The organism is Alteromonas sp. 5NS40-0096 (genome assembly GCF_057544385.1).
In genome coordinates this window covers 114,702-130,586 of record NZ_BAAJLQ010000001.1, presented here as the reverse complement: position 1 = coordinate 130,586, position 15,885 = coordinate 114,702, and the positions used below count along the sequence as shown (strand labels likewise).

16 protein-coding genes are annotated in these 15,885 nt (G+C 45.7%); 5 read left to right on the top strand and 11 right to left on the bottom strand.

Annotation, left to right across the window (positions count from 1 at the left end):
• The first annotated feature begins 409 nt into the window (after window positions 1-409).
• The 5 genes from AC27G9_RS00690 (at window position 410) to AC27G9_RS00670 (ending at window position 5,971) form a co-directional block, all read left to right on the top strand.
• Window positions 410-1,261, top strand: coding sequence for a formate/nitrite transporter family protein (locus AC27G9_RS00690; protein ID WP_487069985.1), 852 nt, complete (start codon window positions 410-412; stop codon window positions 1,259-1,261).
• 47 nt (window positions 1,262-1,308) lie between these two features.
• The gene (locus tag AC27G9_RS00685; RefSeq protein ID WP_487069983.1) at window positions 1,309-3,000 is read left to right on the top strand and encodes a bifunctional protein-serine/threonine kinase/phosphatase; all 1,692 of its coding nucleotides are present in this window, start codon (window positions 1,309-1,311) and stop codon (window positions 2,998-3,000) included.
• Window positions 3,001-3,014: 14 nt separating this feature from the next.
• Complete coding sequence (cynS, locus tag AC27G9_RS00680) at window positions 3,015-3,464, top strand: cyanase (RefSeq protein WP_487069981.1); 450 nt, start codon at window positions 3,015-3,017, stop codon at window positions 3,462-3,464.
• 244 nt (window positions 3,465-3,708) lie between these two features.
• A complete protein-coding gene (locus AC27G9_RS00675; protein ID WP_487069979.1) occupies window positions 3,709-4,440 on the top strand; it encodes a glutathione peroxidase in 732 nt (243 codons plus the stop codon).
• Between the two features lie 79 nt (window positions 4,441-4,519).
• Window positions 4,520-5,971, top strand: a complete 1,452-nt coding sequence (locus AC27G9_RS00670; RefSeq protein ID WP_487069977.1) for a dihydrolipoyl dehydrogenase — start codon at window positions 4,520-4,522, stop codon at window positions 5,969-5,971.
• Window positions 5,972-6,102: 131 nt separating this feature from the next.
• Here the strand turns inward: AC27G9_RS00670 and AC27G9_RS00665 are convergent, their stop codons facing one another.
• The 11 genes from AC27G9_RS00665 to AC27G9_RS00615 form a co-directional block, all read right to left on the bottom strand.
• The gene (locus AC27G9_RS00665) at window positions 6,103-6,570 is read right to left on the bottom strand and encodes a hypothetical protein (protein WP_487069975.1); all 468 of its coding nucleotides are present in this window, start codon (window positions 6,568-6,570) and stop codon (window positions 6,103-6,105) included.
• A gap of 178 nt (window positions 6,571-6,748) precedes the next feature.
• The gene (locus AC27G9_RS00660; protein WP_487069973.1) at window positions 6,749-8,194 is read right to left on the bottom strand and encodes a PepSY-associated TM helix domain-containing protein; all 1,446 of its coding nucleotides are present in this window, start codon (window positions 8,192-8,194) and stop codon (window positions 6,749-6,751) included.
• 10 nt (window positions 8,195-8,204) lie between these two features.
• A complete protein-coding gene (locus tag AC27G9_RS00655) occupies window positions 8,205-8,744 on the bottom strand; it encodes a hypothetical protein (protein WP_487069971.1) in 540 nt (179 codons plus the stop codon).
• 18 nt (window positions 8,745-8,762) lie between these two features.
• On the bottom strand, window positions 8,763-10,892 hold the full coding sequence (locus tag AC27G9_RS00650) for a TonB-dependent siderophore receptor (protein WP_487069969.1): 2,130 nt from the start codon (window positions 10,890-10,892) through the stop codon (window positions 8,763-8,765).
• Between the two features lie 475 nt (window positions 10,893-11,367).
• Window positions 11,368-12,504 carry a PP2C family protein-serine/threonine phosphatase gene (locus AC27G9_RS00645; protein WP_487069967.1) on the bottom strand — a complete coding sequence of 379 codons (1,137 nt, stop codon included), beginning with the start codon at window positions 12,502-12,504 and terminating at the stop codon, window positions 11,368-11,370.
• A gap of 3 nt (window positions 12,505-12,507) precedes the next feature.
• Window positions 12,508-13,092, bottom strand: coding sequence for an MlaC/ttg2D family ABC transporter substrate-binding protein (locus AC27G9_RS00640; RefSeq protein WP_487069965.1), 585 nt, complete (start codon window positions 13,090-13,092; stop codon window positions 12,508-12,510).
• Between the two features lie 3 nt (window positions 13,093-13,095).
• On the bottom strand, window positions 13,096-13,542 hold the full coding sequence (gene mlaD / locus AC27G9_RS00635) for an outer membrane lipid asymmetry maintenance protein MlaD (RefSeq protein ID WP_487069963.1): 447 nt from the start codon (window positions 13,540-13,542) through the stop codon (window positions 13,096-13,098).
• Between the two features lie 11 nt (window positions 13,543-13,553).
• On the bottom strand, window positions 13,554-14,345 hold the full coding sequence (locus tag AC27G9_RS00630) for an MlaE family ABC transporter permease (protein ID WP_487069961.1): 792 nt from the start codon (window positions 14,343-14,345) through the stop codon (window positions 13,554-13,556).
• Window positions 14,342-15,142, bottom strand: coding sequence for an ABC transporter ATP-binding protein (locus tag AC27G9_RS00625; protein WP_487069959.1), 801 nt, complete (start codon window positions 15,140-15,142; stop codon window positions 14,342-14,344). The genes AC27G9_RS00630 and AC27G9_RS00625 overlap by 4 nt, the downstream gene beginning before the upstream one ends.
• A complete protein-coding gene (locus AC27G9_RS00620; protein WP_487069957.1) occupies window positions 15,139-15,459 on the bottom strand; it encodes an STAS domain-containing protein in 321 nt (106 codons plus the stop codon). Before AC27G9_RS00620 ends, AC27G9_RS00625 begins: the two co-directional genes overlap by 4 nt.
• A 4-nt stretch (window positions 15,460-15,463) precedes the next feature.
• Window positions 15,464-15,871 carry an ATP-binding protein gene (locus AC27G9_RS00615; RefSeq protein ID WP_487069955.1) on the bottom strand — a complete coding sequence of 136 codons (408 nt, stop codon included), beginning with the start codon at window positions 15,869-15,871 and terminating at the stop codon, window positions 15,464-15,466.
• Between the last annotated feature and the right edge of the window lie 14 nt (window positions 15,872-15,885).

The window sequence follows — 15,885 nt, the reverse complement described above, 5'->3', positions numbered from 1 at the left end:
ACCAAAAAAATACTGCAACGCCACTAACCACCCAGTACTAAAGGATTTATTCCTCTCACATTTGTGCATAAAGCTATCCGCATATGTCATTTTGCACTGAATAAGTGCAGCTCATTCACCAAAATCACACGCACTCACAGCGTAAACGTGACTCAACCTCTATTGCAAAATGCAAGTAACCCGATGATTTAAATGAAAAATTTAAAAAAATAACAGTGGTGGCACGGTCGATGCAGTCGATTGAATGACTGGATGTCAAAGGCGGCAACAGTTTAACAACACGAGCAACACATAAAGACAATGGCGTCTCAAACCTTTGATTTTCTTGGGTTGGGGCGTTTTTTTTTGCCACTTGAGCAGAGATTCAAGCGACAACTGGGTATGACACTTTGATTGGGAGATATCAATAATGGCTTATTTAATGCCAACGGAATTCGTCACCAAAATGGTTGATGCTGGCGAATCAAAAATTTATATGTCGACGCGAGACACGCTTGTCAGAGCGTATATGGCAGGGGCAATTCTCGCTTTAGCAGCGGTATTCGCCGTAACAATTGCAGTTCAAACAGGGGTATTCCTGATAGGTGCCGTACTGTTTCCTATCGGCTTTTGTATGCTTTATTTGATGGGTTTCGACTTGCTAACAGGCGTTTTCGTACTATGTCCTTTAGCTTGGCTAGCAAAACGGCCCGGAGTGACATGGAAACAGATTCTGCGCAATTGGGGTTTAGTATTCCTTGGTAACTTCGCCGGAGCGCTGACGGTTGCATTCATGATGTCTTTTGTCTTCACATACGGCTACAACACAGATGGCGGTGCGATCGCAACGAAAGTCGCCAGCATTGGTGAAGCGAGAACCCTCGGCTATGCAGAATATGGTATGGCGGGTTGGTTGACCATATTCTTCCGCGGCATGCTATGTAACTGGATGGTGAGTATGGGCGTGGTTGGCGCCATGATTTCTACGCATGTCAGCGGCAAAATTTTGGCGATGTGGATGCCAATTATGTTGTTCTTCTTCATGGGGTTCGAGCACTCTGTGGTGAACATGTTCTTGTTCCCATTCGGCCTGATCATGGGTGGCGATTTCTCAATCATGGATTACTTCGTCTGGAATGAGATTCCAACGGCTCTGGGCAACCTTGTCGGCGGTTTAGCATTCACTGGCCTTACGCTTTACAGCACGCACTATCGCACTGCACCAAAGCGCAAGCTTGTTCCTGAAACGAAACCTGTTGATCCTGAAGCAGCTACTGCCTAAGGAGAAGGTGTCGCCTTAGGTACAGCTGAGGCGACACCGCTTTTACTATGCACTTTACGGTCAGTGAGCATTCAATAGCGGGAATCAAAACTGTTAATCAAGACTACTGTTTAAGTGTCGTACCAGATACTCAACAACTCTTACATCGCGGTGCAGTCTTCGTAGTATGTGACGGCATTAGCAGCAGTGATGTCAGCCAATATGCCAGTCAACTGGCGGCCGATGAATTTGCGAAACAATACTACGCAGCGTCTTCGTTGTGGAGCCCCATAGAGGCGGCAAATCTCGCGCTACAATATTGTAACTTCAAACTTTTCAGCAAAACACAAAGCAGTGAATATCGAGATAACCCCGACCGAGGGTATGTCTGTACTTTTGTCGCCCTTATCGTGTTGCCCGAACAGTTTTTTGTTATGCATTTGGGTGACAGCCGATGCTACCTGCGTTCAAATGAGCGGTTTTCTCAAGTCACTCAAGACCAAGTCCAAACGTCTTCTCATGGTGACGTGCTGCTTAGTAATGCCCTCGGCCACAAATCATCCATTGCGCCTTGTATATTCCAAGGTGCTACCGAAGCAGGGTTACAGTTTCTGCTGACCACGGATGGCGTTCATGATGTATTGGATGAGGCGCACATCAGCAGTGAATTAACCCTATCTAATGCCACCATTGCGACGAGGTTAGTCAACAAGGCTCTCAAAAACGGCAGTAAAGATAACCTATCCGCTATTGCTATCAAGGTGGAATCCACGGGAGCCGCTAGGGCTAACGCTGTGATTTACCCCCTTTCGTTTTTGCCAGTATTGGATGTAGGCGAACGCATTGATGGCCTCACCATTATTGATGTGCTACACAGGAACCATCGAAGCCACGTTTATCTGGTAAAACCCGAAGGCAAGGCGAAGCCTGTTGTGCTCAAAACTCCCTCTGTCGAATACGAAAATGACGCCAACTACATACAAGCTTTTAAACATGAAGAATGGATCACTCAGCGAATTAACTCGCCTTACGTGGTCAAAACAGCAGATGTTGTAGGCTCTCGTACCGCACTTTACAGTTTGTATGAACACATTAGCGCACAATCGCTACCCGCATGGCTAAACGATAAAGGCAGTCCAACATTGTCGACCGTTAGGCACATCGCCAGCCAACTCGCGAACGGTATTCAAGCACTACATCGCCAAGACACGCTACACCGAGATATCAGGCCCCAAAACATACTTGTCGATGAAAATGGCAAAGTCACACTGATCGATCTCGGTTGTGCATCAGTCGAAAATCACATTACGACATTGGGCTTGAACCACATGGAAATCCCCGGTACGGCTATGTATACAGCACCGGAGTATTTTCTTGGCGAACCCGGTAGTCAAGGGTCTGATATCTATTCGCTCGGCGTACTCATTTATCACCTTCTGAGCGGCGAATTTCCCTATGGCAGCAATGTCGCGAGAGCAACCAGTTACGGAGCACAACTCAAACTTAAATATACATCGCTACTTTCTCCTGACCGCGAGCTACCGGTGTGGGTGGATGAGACCTTAAAAAAAGCAACCCACATTGACCCCAACAAGCGCTACAGCGAAGTATCAGAATTCATCCACGATTTACATCAACCAAACCCGAGGTTTCTCAAGCAGTATCAACGGCCTCTTCTCGAGCGCAAGCCCGTTCAATTCTGGCAAACCGTCAGCGCAGGCTTGTTTATTATCATCTGTATTCTTATCGCAACACGTTAAACAAGGAAATCACTATGATCACTAGCAGGCAAGATGTCACCGATATGATTGTAAGCAGTAAGGTCCTGAACCGTATCAAATGGCAGGATGTGAGCGAAAAATTAGGGTTATCAAAAGAGTGGACAACAGCGGCTTGCTTGGGCCAAATGGCCATGACTAAATCCCAAGCTGAAATTGTCGGTGATATATTCTCATTGACTGATGAAGCGGTTGCATGGCTGCAAATCGTGCCTTACAAGGGATCCATTGATGCTCCCGTGCCGACCGACCCATTGATTTATCGATGGTATGAAGTGGTTAGCGTGTATGGCAGTACCATCAAGGAATTGATTCATGAAGAATTCGGAGATGGCATCATGAGTGCGATTGATTTCTCGATGGATATACAACGAGAAGCTGACCCAAAGGGCGATCGCGTCAACGTTGTACTATCGGGCAAATTCCTGCCTTACAAAACATATTGAACTAACACTTAACAACCCCAGAACTTCGCCTCGAATTATTGAGGCGAAGCCTGCAATTTATTTCTTTCCTACCCTCTCTAATATTCAAAGATTATCTATACTGATTGAGCCATGTTGATCTACCACTAACTCTTAATCAGTTTTATTGATTACAAAAATCAATTTTAAATACTTTTTTAAATCGTATTTTTTGAATAATATTATTCCCGTACTGAAACACAACTCACCAATTGAGGAAATGAAAATGTTAGAGAATCGCGAAGGCCAAACCATCCCATCAGTTACTTTTCGTACTCGTCAAAATGACGAATGGGTAGATGTTACAACGGACGAACTATTTGCAGGAAAAACGGTCGTTGTATTCTCACTACCAGGTGCATTTACACCTACGTGTAGTTCAACTCATTTACCGCGCTACAACGAACTAGCGCCAGTGCTAAAACAAAACGGTGTCGACAGTATTCTGTGTGTTTCTGTTAACGATACTTTCGTTATGAACGCATGGGCTGCAGACCAAGAAGCCGAAAACATCACTATGATCCCCGATGGCAACGGTGAGTTTTCTGACGGCATGGGTCTATTGGTAGACAAAGACGATCTCGGCTTTGGTAAGCGTTCATGGAGATACTCAATGCTAGTCAAAGACGGTGTGGTTGAGAAAATGTTCATCGAACCTGAAAAACCAGGTGACCCGTTCGAAGTATCAGACGCCGATACGATGTTGAACTACATTAATCCAAATGCGTCTGCGGGGGAATCTGTAGCGATATTTACCAAGCCTGGTTGCCCATTCTGTGCCAAAGCCAAAGCACTTTTATCTGAAAAAGGCTTAGCGTACGAAGAGGTCGTACTTGGCACTGACGCGACACTAACTGGTTTGCGAGCGGTATCCGGTCGTGAAACCGTACCACAGGTATTCATTGGTGGTAACCACATTGGCGGCAGCGATGATTTGGAAGCTTACTTCAACAGCTAAGCGCTAACCCACGCTAAATATCGGCGCCTCTCGGCGCCGAATTTTTTAAGAGACGTTATTCAGCCTGCAAGGAACTGTCATGCGAATTATTGAAACTGATGTCGCCATTATTGGCACAGGAACCGCTGGTCTCGGCGCATACCGAGCGGCAAAGCAACACACAGACAAGGTGGTATTAATCGAAGGCGGCGCTTACGGCACGACATGTGCTCGTGTGGGCTGTATGCCAAGTAAACTATTGATCGCGGCAGCAGAAGCAGCACACGCTATCGACAAAGCGCACCATTTCGGTGTAAATCCAGATGGCTATACCATTGACGGCCATGCCGTTATGCAACGCGTAAAATCAGAGCGCGATCGATTCGTCGGTTTTGTATTAGAATCTGTGGAGTCAATCAATGCTGAGGACCGCATTTTGGGCTTCGCTAAGTTTATTGACGACAATACGCTGATGGTGGATGAGCACACGAAAATTAGTGCCAAACGCATTGTCATTGCCACTGGCTCTCGCCCGACCTATCCACCATTTTTTGAGCAGTTGGGCGATAGATTAATTATCAATGATGATGTGTTCGAATGGGACACATTGCCCGAAAGTGTCATTGTTTTTGGCCCCGGAGTTATCGGTCTAGAGCTAGGCCAAGCTTTACATCGACTGGGTGTAAAAGTTCATATGTTTGGCGTTGGTGGCGCGGTAGGCCCGATTACTGACCCCGTTGTAGCAGACTATGCAAAAACGCTGTTTACCAATGAATTTTACCTTGACCCTGACGCAAAAATTGAAAAGTTGGAGAAACAAGGTGATAAAGCTGTTGTCACTTTTGTGCACAAAGACACAGGTGAACTTACGACAGTGTCAGCCGACTTCGCTATCGCTGCAACAGGTCGCAAGCCTAATGTCGATAATCTCGATATACACAACACTAGCCTCGACCTAGACGAGCGCGGTGTCCCTGTTGCTAACCCCTATACGATGCAGTGTGGACAAAGTCACATCTTTATTGCTGGCGACGCGTCAAACATGATTCCACTGCTACATGAGGCAACGGATCAGGGAAAAATCGCTGGCGATAACGCAGGTCGTTTCCCGGATATTCGTCCTGGTTTACGCCGCGCAGGTATTGGTGTTGTATTTAGCGACCCACAGTTGGCAACCATTGGCAGTAACTTTCGCTCTGTAGAAGGAGAGCTGGGAGACTGCGGTTGCTACGCCGTTGGAGAAGTCAGCTTTGAAGGCCAAGGCAGAAGCCGAGTCATGCTGAAAAACAAAGGTGTGCTGCGGGTTTATGGAGAGCAAGGCACAGGCACTTTTATTGGCGCTGAAATGATTGGCCCAGGAGCTGAACATATTGCTCACTTACTGTCATGGGCAGTGCAAAACAAGATGACGGTGTCACAAATGTTAGAGATGCCGTTTTATCACCCCGTGATTGAAGAAGGCGTGAGAACAGCACTTCGCGATCTCAATGCGAAACTCCACATTGGCAAAGCAATTGCGGACCAGTGTGCTGAGTGTGGCCCAGGTGCATAATTACAGCATCAAATAGGCTGAGAATAAAAAACCAAACACCACACTTGTTGCCTTCAACTCGTGTGGTGCCTTTTTTCACAAAAACACCTAGCGGAACATTAAAGACAAACAATAGTAAGCTCGCTAGCGTTTTATTTACCGAGCCATTTAAGCTTGGCGGCGTTAGCCGTCTTGTCGAATTCCGCCTGAGTTATTCTACCCTGAATCAAATCCGCTTCTGCAGACTGAACAGCCTTGACGTATTCGTATTCTAAATCAGCCAGAATATAGCCCAGCTTGGTTTCAGTTATGTTGCCTTTTCGAAAATGACTCATCGCCAGCTTCTTATTCCATGCTTTACCTTCAGGTGGTGACGGAAGCGAAAAGTCGAGGGTAAGCAGCCTTTTATCAGAGATTTCCAAACCTTTACTAATTGAATCTTCCGCACATTTATACAGCATATAATCAATGGAATCTTGTAGGCCGTAAACATGCCAGTCATAACCGGCGTTACAGGCACCGACGACATTGCCCTCGATATCGGTAATGTCTATGCTTCTCTCAGCACAACCTGAGAGACAAAACAATGCAAGTAAGAGTACGAAGCATTTATTGAACATGAGTAAATTTTTCTAAATGTTTTTATGTTTTCGAGCACGAGGATACGCTCGAAGTTAGCACGAATGGGTGTGCGAGTAGAATATTACCCACAAAAAAACCTTGCCGTTACCAACAAGGTTTTTAGGACTAAACAATAGCGCTAACGTCGCTGTGGACCAATATAGATTGCGCTGTAAGTTACTTAGCAGCTTCCAAATCACGGTCAAAGAGGTAAGGCGTATCGACTCTTGATCGGTACAACAAATAGACCGCGTACAGCAGAATGGGAACGTTCAGCAACAGCGAGGGTATCGCAAATACACCTACTTGATGGGTCATACCATACACCAACAACGCGCTCAGCAAAGAAAACGCGGTTAATTGCTGTAATCGCCTTTTGTTCATCGATGTCACCCCTGCTGCCAATGCCACGACTAGCAATAACGGTACCCAGAAAATAGCGACACCTTCATACTGTAGGGTGAACACCAAAATGGCACTGACTGATAGCGCGATTGGTGTACCCCAGACAATACCGTGCCATACACGTGCCAAGCGAGTCTCTGTACGATTTTGTTTGAGCAGCCATATATTGATGCCAGACGTCGCTAACAGGGTTAGCATCATCCCTAACACAAAATAAACCAACTTCATTGGTAGCCCAGCAAAGTCACCAAAATGCAATCGATACAGAGAATAGATAGCTTGCTTCCCTAGGTCCCCCTCTTTGTAACCCGCCGAACCTATGTAGGTGCCATCAGGTTTAAACCGATAGTTTTCAGAGTAAATAAGCTTACCTTGAATTTTCGTATACACTTCAATGAATTGCCCTTCAGTATTGGGTTCGTGCACGGTCAGAAATATCGGTTTTCCTTCGGGTTCTAGCTCAAGGGTTTTTGCCAACGCTTTTCCCACTTCAACAGCCTGTATAGGTAAAGATAGTTCTGGCTCAGCCGTAAATACCTCTCCGATAACGGCTTCTCGGTCTCCGCCGTAAAAGGCTTGTGCGACTATAACCAGCACAATTCCGGCCAGTCCAAAATAAGTGCCTGTAACACCAATGATCAGGTGAAATGGGCTGGCCCAAACACCAATTCGGTTGTGTAAGTCGATATTTTGCTGAAGCCCACTACCTCCACGCCGGAAGCGAAATGCATCTTTAATAATACGCTTGTGTGCGACAATGCCCGAGACGATAAGTCCGCAAATCATCGCACCAAAAAGGCTGACAATGACGACACCGATGTTGGTTGGTAGATGCAAAAACTCATGTAAGTGTGTCAGTAACGTCGTAAAAGTTGGCTTTTCTATCTCTAAAAGCTCGCCTTCTTCGCTAACAAAATGGGCGACGTGATCATCTTCGACTACAAGCCGTGGTATTCCCGATGTAGGCAATACGACATGGTAGTGTTCTGTTTCAGTATCATAGCGTTGCCTAAAGGTATCGAATACTTGCTGCACTCTTTCGGGCGATGTTTCACTGAACTCAGGAATATTAGGCTGCTCCCAACGTTCCCATTCTTGATAAAACACACTCAGCGCGCCGGAAATACAAATTAGATACAAGAACGCGCCTAAAAATACACCAATCCAGCTATGAGCCGATAATGCGTTTCTTGTTTTTTTAGTGGTTGATGTTGTCATATTCCCTCCGCTACACCATCAATCCCACACCCAAAGCAATGCATATGACCATTGCCAATGTGTGTATCCAAGGTTTTGAGGATGCAAGAAATAGATAGCTCCAAGTCCCCCACACCATGGGAAGTACAATAATGCCCAGTGCCAGTCTATCCGCGACGGCAATGGGTAAGTAATAGACCGCAAAACACAATACAAGGCTAACCGCCGCCATATTCAACACGAGTACAACGAGTAGTCGCCCCGTGTTTTTTGAATAGGACAACAAGCCAACATCAAGTGATTTAGCCTGGGTTTTGAGTGGCGTTTGAGGCAGTAATTTCCGCTCTAGTGGTAAAAGAAACCATACCAACAGGCCAGGCACAATGCCCGCCGAGACCACGCCATACTCTGCCCCTAAAGCCGCTGACCATACAAAAAAAGAGCCTATAAAAAGCCCTCCACCATATAACGCAAGTTGGCGGCTACTTTGCCGCCAGCTAAAATAAGTCGCAGTTAAAGCCAGCATCGATATGACGCTGGCACCTGCAACACTAATCGCAGTGTTGAACATGAGCGCTTGTTACCCTTGTTAGAATCGGTACGTTAACGTGCCAGTCACAGTGCGTCTCAGCCCAGGAAAACAATCGCCTCGTGCTAAGCAAGATGTGAGGTACTTCTTATCAGTCACATTTCTGACGTTAAGTGCGAGTGATAAACTGTCATCTATGTCGTAACCCATCATAAAGTCGCCTAGGGTGTAACTTGGTGTCTCATAACGCACAGTCCCATCTTCAGAGACACTTTGCCCAACATGTCTTACACCGCCGCCAATACGCAAGTTAGGGATCCAATCTGTTGGCTCCCACAATACCCATATCGAGCCTTGACTCTCTGGTACTGAAGACAGTTCAAAGCCGTTTGGATCCTCTGCATCAATCGTTGAATACGCCAATTCCATTGATACTTGTTCTAACTGGAACTTTGCTTCAAACTCGAGACCAGACAGTTTGGATACACCAAGTTGTTGCCCTGCGGTTGCCGGTAGTGCATTTGGGTTAGGTAAGTTAGAGATTTCAATATCGTAGTAAGCCGCGGAGAAGAAGCCTGGGATAAAACCGGGCTCATACTTAATACCTGCTTCCCATTGACGAGCTTCTTCTGGCTCTAATTGATCCCCTTCAGCAGTCTGGCCAACAACCGTTTCAAAAGACTCGGCATAACTAATGTAAGGTGCTACGCCACTTTCAAAGGCGTACAACAAGCCACCACTAAACGAGGTTTGACTGTCACTTTGTTTTGTTGTGCCATCATCATTATCGATGTCGTCATAGCGAACACCCGCCGTCAAATGCCAGTTACCGATGGTCATATTGTCTGAAATGTAAAAACCGAGATCTTTTACATTTTGTTCTGGGTTGTCCACATAAATGGCGTCAAAAACCGACTGGTCAGGTGCACCGGTATAAACTGGGTTTGCCAAGTCTAGAACAAACCTGAAGTCGCCTTGTAATGCCCCGCCACCATACAGATACGAAATATTGTTATCCGTGACGACATCTTGATATTGCGCACCGGCTAATATTTCATGCTCAATTGCCCCCGTCTCGACGATATGGCGTAGGCGCACATCAAAGGCTTTTTGCTCTGATTCATTGTCTGCTTGATAAAAGCTACGAGGTACCGTCGTCGGAGTCGCAATCACAGCTCCGGCAATATCGTTGAGGTAACGACTTACGCCATTGCCGGTAAAGGTTGGCCATGCTTGATGGTAGTCTGCTTCCCCGTCACGCCAGAGTGCAGTAAAGGTCAGCTCGGTGTCATCGTTAAACCTATGTTCACCCAAAACTGTCAGCTGTGTGGATTCTGTGTCATAGCGATTAAAATCTGGCTCGCCGATGTAGACATCTTGGTCGAGATAGCTGCCATCGGGAAGCGGCTGCAATGTACCAACGACAGGAATAAACTGAGATGCCGTATCACTTTCGGTATCTTGAATCATGCCGATGACAGTAATCTTGGTGTCGTCTGAAGGTAAAAAGCTGATAGATGGCATAGCAACATAAGTCTTGTCGTCAACAAAATCGACTTGTGTCCCGGCATCGCGGTACAGGCCGACGAACCGCCCTTGAACCGACTGTTCATCATTAAGCGCACCAGTAACATCAACGCCAAGCTGTTTGTTATCAAAGCTACCGTAGCGCGCCACAATTTCCCCTGAACGCTCAGCTCTGGGGGTTTTAGAAACATAGTTAACGATACCGCCCGGAGAACCCTGACCATAAAGCACTGAGGCAGGTCCGCGCAGCAACTCGACTTGCTCAATAGTGTAGAGTTCAGGACGCGTGGTGTTATAGCTACCAAATAGCTCTTGAATAGAGTCGCGATAACGCGGAATTGCTAATCCGCGAGACCTTACCCAGTCCCCACGCGTTGCAAAACCGAATGTTTCACCCGTAATGCCCGCCGTATAGGTGGTCGCCTGCGATAAACTCAGTGCACCTTTGATGTTAAATGCCTCGGCAGTCTCAATCGACAGTGAACGAGCCATCTCTACAATTGGCGTTTGTGACTTAGTCGCACCGAATGATGACACGGCGCCATACACCTCCACCACTTCAATCTCATTGTCTTCATTCGTATTATCAGATTGTTGGGATACAGCAGGGAAAGCCAGCAAAGAGCTAATACTCAAGGCCAGCAAATGTTTTGCAGTTTGCATTCTTGTTAAATTCCATTTGAATGATAATAATTCTTATTTAGAATTGCATTTATTCTAATAGATAGTCAAGTAGTTATTCGCTAACCGTTCTAAAAAACAAAAGGTTAACTGGGATCTGCTAATTTTTGTTTTTTAAAGAGGCAGTGGATACAACGCTGTGTTGAGCCACAATTGCCAAAGAAAAAGGGGATTGATTCAATAGTTGAAGCATGAGCGCGCCGCTTAAAAAAGCGAATAACAAGCTGTCATCAAAGAAGCCGGATATAAAGATAAAGAGCCGAGAATGGAGTTATAAACATCGGCCCTATCCTTCATTTTAAACTGTGAGGTGTGGCGAAGGCCTATGAAGCGACAACCAAATAAGATGTGCGGATGCAGACACATCAAAATAGAGTCATTGCGACGCGAAGTGTGAAGAAATGTAAAATCCTGTACCCATTTTCCAAGTTTCTTCCGTCATTGGTCCGCGGAACAATTACCCTAAAAATTGAATCGCACACATGGTCAAATCATCTTGGAATGTGGTGCAACCACAAAACTGGTTCATTCTTGTTTCCAAGAACTCAAGCATGGCATCAGGTGAAGCCGGTGATACCATCAACCCTGCCTCTAGGCCATGAAAACCGAAGGCTTCAGCATCAGTATTTTGTGTTTCAATAACGACATCGGTGTACAAAAATAACGTATCTCCAACGTTCACTGGAACAGTATGGTTCTCCCAGGTTTGTTCTCGTAACACTCCAATTGGTATACCGCCCTCATTCAGTGACGTTAAGCCTAACTGCGACTTAATATAAGCATGGGGATGACCGGCATTGGCATAAGTGATTTGTTGCTCAGCTTCCGAATAATGAAAGACTGCAGCTGTACAAAATGTCCCACGCCCTTTACGAGTAAAGAAATGACGATTGATGTAAGCCAGCACATCAGCGGGACTCGGTTCTATCGGGTCATAAGTCCTTAAGATGGCATCAATCATAGCCGTTTCGACCGCCGCAGATGGCCCATGGCCGCTGACATCTGCGATGATAATACCCACTTCTTTCATCCCAGTATCAGGGTCGGTTAAATTAGCGATATCGATATAATCGCCACCCGCCCCTTTCATTGCTTTATAAACGAAAGCGATTTTGGTGCCAGGAATATCGATGTTGTCATGGGGAAGCATCAATTGCTGAATATTCGCAATTTCTTCCATTTCTTCGCGAATCCAGGTTTCTGCTTTCTCTAAACGTCCTTGTACCGCTGATAAATGTGATTGTGTGAAGTCAATGACAAGTTGTTGAAAATGCGTTTTGATCGAGCTTTCTTGCCAACGAGATTTATGATCGACAATCACAATATAGGCGATGTGTTTACAGTGAGCCTCGCAGGGCAAAACCCAAACGACACAGCCATCTACGACCGCTTGGCGAATGTCCTTACTGCCATTGTCCGGTAAAAGCTCTAGCAGCGCTGGTTTTTGCTCGATAAACCAGTGTTGAGTGGAAAAAACGAGACGACGAGAATCAGTCACTAACGCATGGTCTGAATACGGAAAGTAACTATCGAGATGGTTTTTAAACCAATCTAGCTCGCAAAAGCTTGCGCGTTTTTCACCCATTAAATACATTGGTTATTTTGCTTCCAAAGCTTTTAATTTTTCTTCAAGGGCTTGATTTAAGCCACTGACACCTTTGCTTTTCAGTGTAGACTGATAATCGTTACTGAACGAGCGAATCATAGAAATCCCTTCCGCAACGAAATCGTAAATTTTCCAGTCATTGTCACGATAATACAAGCGATAACTCACGGGGATCACGACATCGGGAGATTGAATCTCAGTGTCGACTATGGCGTACACTTTCTTTTTGATCTGCTCATCTTTATAAGCCACGACTTGGTTGTCATATTCATCGAGAAGATTGATATAAGTGTTTACCAAAAGCGAGCGAAAGAGTTTGAGAAATTCGCGTTTCTCTTCTTTTGTTGCCGTACGCCAGTAACGCGCTAACACCCGTTGTGCAGACGCTTGTAAGTCAACATGAGTGTTGATTACACCTGCTAATTTCTCTCGTTTTTGGGTAATATCCAATTCAGCATCAGCCGCAATAGAGATGATATCTTGCACCCCAGCTTTCACTCTTTCAGTCGGGTTATCAGCAGCTTGAACAGAGAAAGCAAACCCCATCACCAACAGAACACTTAACAACTTTTTCATGGTTTACTCCTGACTAAACATATATTTACTAACCAGTTCTTCCAAACTGATAGACGACTCGGTTTCGATGATTTCCTCGCCTTCTTCGAGGAACAGGTCAGAACCACCGGGAATAATTTTAATAAACCTATCGCCAATGATGCCCGCCGTTCGGATTGCAGCAATAGAATCATCCGGTACTTCAACTGCGTCATCTAAAGCGATTACCACTACTGCCTGAAACAGTTGTGGATCGAACTCGATTGACGTGGCTTTGCCAACTCGCACACCCGCGACTTCAACAAATGCCCCTTCCTTCAAACCTGAAGCGCTGTCAAAACGCGCCACCAACGAATATTGGCCAGACTGTGAAATAGAAGCACCACCGATTGAAACTGACATAAATAACAGTGCACCGGCACCAATTATCACAAACAGTCCAACCAATAACGTAAGGGAAGAATTTTTCATTATTGATGTCCTTACAACATTAAAGAGCTAATTATGTAATCGCTGAAGAGCATTAAAATTGCGCTCAGCACCACGGCCTGGGTTGTGGCATTACTCACGCCCGCTGCCCCTTGATTTTTCTGATTTAAGTGGAGGTAAAAGCCAAAATAGAGGGGTAACCAAATAATAATCACACCAAAAATCAGAGATTTAATTTGTCCCATCAGCACATCTTTTGCATTTACGGTATCGATCAAACCTTGGATGTAGGCCCCTGCACTTTCGCCTTGAATTAACACACCAACGATATAACCGCCGCCTATGCCCACAAGGTCGAAAACTGCGGTTAAAATGGGTACACAAATGAGTGCTGCGATAAAACGCGGTAACAGCACAAATCGATGGGCATCAATCGCCATGCACGTCAATGCATCGAATTGCTGCTCGTTGCGCATAATGCCGATTTCTGCACATGTTGCCGAGCCCACTCGCGCGATTACCATCAGCGCTGTCATAACCGGCCCGAGCTCGCGAATTAAGCTCAAGGCAACGGCTGACCCGAGCAAGTCTACCGAGCCAAATCTGACTAGCGTATCGTAAAATTGAAGCGCAACAACCATGCCTGTAAACACGGCTGCGACTAACAACACGCTCAACGATCGATTGCCAATGAAAAAGATTTGTTTAACGACTTCTCTCCACGGCAACTTCCCAGAAAAAGCACTGATCACAATCTTAAACAATAACTCGGCCGCTAATCCAACATGGCTGACCATATCGAGTGTGCGCTGCCCTACACTATTCACTTTGTCTAGTGTACTCATGATCCATTCCCTCTGTTGAGTAATCGATTCAAATACACTTCGCCTTCGTCCTTTTGTGTGTTGGGGCGACGATTGATGAGGTTTTGAATGCGCTCATCCGGGTGATTTTTAATTTCGTCAACAGTACCAAATGCCACTGCCTCTCCACCGAACAGTACGAGAATTTTGTCTGCGATTTTAAACACACTTTCAAGCTCATGTGTTACGACAACTACAGACATTTGCATGGCATCTCGCAAGGTCAAAATCAAATCGTCCAGCTCGACGGCAGTGGTCGGGTCCAGCCCTGCAGAAGGTTCGTCAAAAAACAACAACTGAGGGTCCATTACTACCGCTCTAGCCAACCCAGCTCGTTTGACCATGCCACCAGACAATTCCGATGGCATGAGGTTTTCTGTTCCCGACATGTTCATGAGTTCGAGCTTCATACGTACCATGATGTCGATAGTAGCCGCGTCCAATTCGGTATTTTGTTCAAGAGGCAAACGCACATTGTCGCCTACACTCATGGAACTCAATAACGCCCCACCTTGAAAAGCAACGCCCATTTTTTTACGCAATTCAAATATCTGTTTTGACGATGCCTGACAAATATTAACGTCATCAATAACCACATCACCCGACGAGGGCTTGCGCAAACCAAGCATGTGATTCAACAAGGTGCTTTTACCTGACCCAGAACCACCCATTATCACGACAATCTCGCCGCTTTGGACCTCAAAATTGATGTCTTTCAGCACCTGCTTGGCGCCATAAAACGCGTTCAGGCCACTGACGGAAATAGTTGGTTTACTCATGACAAGGCGTCTACTGAATCAACCATCGAGAATACGGTATCCAAACGAGTCAATTTAAACACTTGCAGCGGTGCGCCCTGTGCCCCAGCGATATGGAATTCACTCCCCGCCTGCTTAGATTCGTTCAAGGCCTCAACCAGTGACGCCATACCAGAGCTATCGATATAGTTGAGGGCCGAAATGTCTACGACTACGTCACTGCCTTGCTTGATCAATGCAATAATGGACTGCTTAACTTGCTTTGAATTACTGAGATCCACATCACCTTCTAAAGCAACAACATCTCTAGACTGTAACGAAGTGATTTTTAATTCCACGTGTTTACTCCCCGTAAGAAACAATGAGTTCTAACCAGTTGCCACAACCTTCATGTGGAACTAGCCTGACGCTTTCAGCGACGGTGTGTATTAAGTGAAGCCCAAGTCCCCCAGGCTCTTTGAGAGACTTTTTCTTGGGCCTAATTGTGTGATCCGAAATCTCTGAACAGGTATCTTTTACCGTAAAAACTGCATGATCATCATTTAATGTAATGACCAAACTAATACAACCCGACTTATCCATATCGTAACCATGTCGAATGACATTGGCACACGCCTCATCAACCGCGAGTACGGTGGCGGCCAATTTATCGCTACTAAACGGCGAATTCGCACAGGTACTTTCAACAAAATCTCGGATTTGTTTCAGTTCAGATGTACAAGACGTAAACGATTTTTCTTCCGTCATCATCAAGTGAAACCTCG